The organism is Hymenobacter agri, assembly GCF_054778495.1.
In genome coordinates this window covers 1-2,954 of the sequence record NZ_BAAGZM010000537.1, presented here as the reverse complement: position 1 = coordinate 2,954, position 2,954 = coordinate 1, and the positions used below count along the sequence as shown (strand labels likewise).

The following is a 2,954-nucleotide window of genomic DNA, read 5'->3' as shown; positions in this document are numbered from 1 at the left end:
GCCACGGCGCGGCGGCCGCCTGCCGCTGGCTGGCCGGCAACGGCCGCGCCTACGAGCGACTGATTTTGGTAGCACCAGTCTTTCCGCCCGAAATAGACCGGCGCGCCACCCTGGTGGCCCTACCCGAGCACCCCGTGCTGGTAGTAAGCACGACCACCGACACGTATTCGCCCGAAGCCGCCGGCGAGGGCCTGATGCAGGATTTACTCGAAGTGGGGCTGAGCGCCCAGCAGCGGCTGGTTGATGCTACCGGCCCATTGCCGCTGGCTGCGCTGGCCGGGGTATGAATGCGAGACGCCTGAAATTCAGCCGGCGCCCGGCCCTGGTTTCAGGCTGGTAGTGCTTTGCGCCGGCAGCTCCGGGCGCCGCCCCCTTATTCGGGCTTGCTGTATTCAGCCCTGGCTGCTGTTAGGTAGCCAGCCATCGGCAGGGCACTCAGCATAACCTTAAGCCGGGCATACGACCGCAGGAACGGCAGTTCGAAATAGCGAAAGCTCAGCATTGCGCCGCCTACCGCCAGCCCAAACGATAGCAGGGGCATCACCACCACCACGTCCCACACCGTTTTGTGCAGGTGCAGCATGTGGTACGTATCCGCCACGCCCACAATGGCGATGTAATGCAACAGGTATAGGCCATAAGCCAGCTGCCCCAGTCGTCGAAACGCGGGTACCCGCCCCAGCTTAAACAGCGAATGCCGCCCGTAATTCTGCTCGAGCATCACCAGTGCGGCGGTGAGGTCGACGGTGAGGCGCTCGAAGGGCTTGAGGGCGGCGGGGGCTTCACTCAGGCCGTGCCGGTAGAGATACAGCGCCCAAATCCACAAGCCAATGGTAAACAGCCGGGGCATGTGCACCATGCGCACCAGCCACCACCTGGCCCAGGGCAAGCGGTATTGCTGCGCCAGGAACACCCCGACGGCCAGCAAACTGCCAATCAGCAAGTCCGATGCGCAGGTCATGCTATGAAACAGCACGTCGCCGTAGACTGCCTGCCAGCCGATGGTACCGGCCAGCAGCAGGCTCAGCACCGCCACCAGCCGCCGGGGCGGCACCAGCACCAGCACCACGGGCCACAGCAGATAGAATTGCTCTTCTATCGCCACCGACCACGTCACGAACAGCGGCGCAAACCGGGGTACGTGCCCGGCCGCAATGTCCCAGTTCTGCACACACAGCAGGTAGTGCCACGGAATAGCCGTTTCGATGTGCGGATGCCGGCCCATCGCGCGCAACCAGGGGTACCCCACGAACCCGTACAGCAGCACCACGGCGTATAAGGGCCAGATGCGCAGCAGCCGCCGCAGGTAGAATGAGCCCACGCTAATGCGCCCGGACGCTTGCTGCTCGCGCAATAACAGCAGGGTGATGAGAAAGGCGCTCATCACGAAAAAGAAGCTGAGCACCAAGGCCCCGTTGTGAATGACGCCCAGTTGCACCACTGGGGCCAGCCAGTGCGTCGTTAGTTCGGGGGCGTGGTAGGCACAGCCATGCGAGATGAACACCAGGATGAAAAACATTCCCCGCAGCCCGTCCAGATTGCGAAAGTAGGGGCGAATAACAAGCGTGCGTGCAGCCAAAACTGAAATGGGTAAAATATCCGGCGTTTGTAGCAGTAACTAGGGAAAGTGAATTCAAAGGTAAATCCAACTAAAGCTATGAATTATTCCGGCCTGCTGTTTTTTGCCCTGCGAGCCCAACCGGCACCCGCGCATCTTGCGTAGAATCAGCCCGCCCAGCAGCTTCCCTTTTTATGTCCGACGACGCATCTTCGCCCCTGCTCGAGCTCACTTACCGCTCCGACCTCAACATTCTGGTGGGGCGCTGGGGCCACCAGCCGGCCCCGCACGAACTGCCGCCCGTGTACCAGCAAGTGCAGGAAATGGCCATAGCGCACAACTGCCGCTGCTGGCTGCAGGACATCCGCCGCCGCAACCTCAACGACCCGGATACGGCCCGCTGGCTGCTGCGCGACTTCTTCCCCGAAATGGCCCGCCGCCTGGGCGGCCGCCTCTATGTGGCGTATCTGGTAGGGCCGGCGTTGCAGCATGCCATCGTGAACCGCCCCGACTACATCCCGGCCGAAGCCTCCGACGACCAGCCGTTTGCCGTGTCGTTCTTTGGCGATGAGGCCGCGGCCATAACGTGGCTGCAGGCGCGGCCCGCCGATGCGCCGGTGGGTTAGCCCATGCAGATGATTTCACGAAAGAACATTTATTTCCCCTGAAAAGCCTCTCTCCGCGCCGGAAAGAGGCTTTTTTGTTTTTGAAACAAAATTCTTTGACAGTGCGCACATCATAATTACGAAACTTTCGTAGATTTACGACATCATCGTACCGCCTCTGTTTCCGCCTCACTATGGAACGCCTCACCCAACCCGAAGAAGACGCCCTGCGCGTGCTGTGGCCGCTGCCCGCCGGTGGCTTTGTAAAAGACGTGCTTGATGCGCTGCCCGCTCCGCCCCCGCCCTACACCACGCTGGCCAGCACCCTGCGCAACCTAGAGCGCAAGGGCTACGTGCGCGCCGAAAAGCTGGGCAACTCCTACCGCTTCGTGCCCGTGGTGACGGCCGACGACTACCAGCGCCGCTCGCTGGGCACGCTGGTGCAGCAGCACTTCCGGAATTCTTACAAAGAGCTGGTGTCGTTTTTTGCGCAGGAAGAGAAGATTAGCGCGGCCGATTTGCAGGAGATTATCAAGCTCATCGAAAACAAAAAGGAGCAATAGTCATGGCCAGTGCATCCGCAATTCTGCTGTATTTGCTGAAGGCCAACGGGGCCCTGCTGCTGCTGGCAGCGGCGTATTTCGGGCTGCTGCGCCGGCTCACGTTTTTCCAGCTGAACCGGGCCTACCTGCTGCTGGCGCTACTGTTTGCGGCCGTGTACCCGGCCCTGCCCGTGCCGGCGCTGCTGCCGGCCGAGGCCACCCCCGCCGTATTCGTTCCTGTGGTGGGAA

3 protein-coding genes and 2 pseudogenes are annotated in these 2,954 nt (G+C 61.7%); 4 read left to right on the top strand and 1 reads right to left on the bottom strand.

Annotated elements, in window-relative coordinates; translation table 11 throughout:
• Positions 1-287 (top strand): annotated as a pseudogene (locus ACYVDE_RS18945) (hypothetical protein); the annotation flags it as partial.
• An 86-nt stretch (positions 288-373) separates the two neighbouring features.
• Here the strand turns inward: ACYVDE_RS18945 and ACYVDE_RS18940 are convergent.
• A complete protein-coding gene (locus ACYVDE_RS18940; RefSeq protein ID WP_460503107.1) occupies positions 374-1,579 on the bottom strand; it encodes an acyltransferase family protein in 1,206 nt (401 codons plus the stop codon).
• Between the two features lie 173 nt (positions 1,580-1,752).
• Here ACYVDE_RS18940 and ACYVDE_RS18935 point away from each other — a divergent pair, with 173 nt between their 5' ends.
• The 3 genes and pseudogenes from ACYVDE_RS18935 to ACYVDE_RS18925 all read left to right on the top strand — a co-directional run.
• On the top strand, positions 1,753-2,184 hold the full coding sequence (locus ACYVDE_RS18935) for a hypothetical protein (RefSeq protein WP_460503106.1): 432 nt from the start codon (positions 1,753-1,755) through the stop codon (positions 2,182-2,184).
• Positions 2,185-2,357: 173 nt separating this feature from the next.
• The gene (locus ACYVDE_RS18930; RefSeq protein WP_460503105.1) at positions 2,358-2,726 is read left to right on the top strand and encodes a BlaI/MecI/CopY family transcriptional regulator; all 369 of its coding nucleotides are present in this window, start codon (positions 2,358-2,360) and stop codon (positions 2,724-2,726) included.
• 32 nt (positions 2,727-2,758) lie between these two features.
• Positions 2,759-2,954, top strand: a pseudogene (locus ACYVDE_RS18925) (hypothetical protein); the annotation flags it as partial.

What these genes read in the sequence shown, in the direction of transcription:
- ACYVDE_RS18935 (WP_460503106.1), top strand. Translation starts at nt 1,753, where the DNA reads ATGTCCGACGACGCATCTTCGCCCCTGCTCGAGCTCACTTACCGCTCC.
- ACYVDE_RS18930 (WP_460503105.1), top strand. Translation starts at nt 2,358, where the DNA reads ATGGAACGCCTCACCCAACCCGAAGAAGACGCCCTGCGCGTGCTGTGG.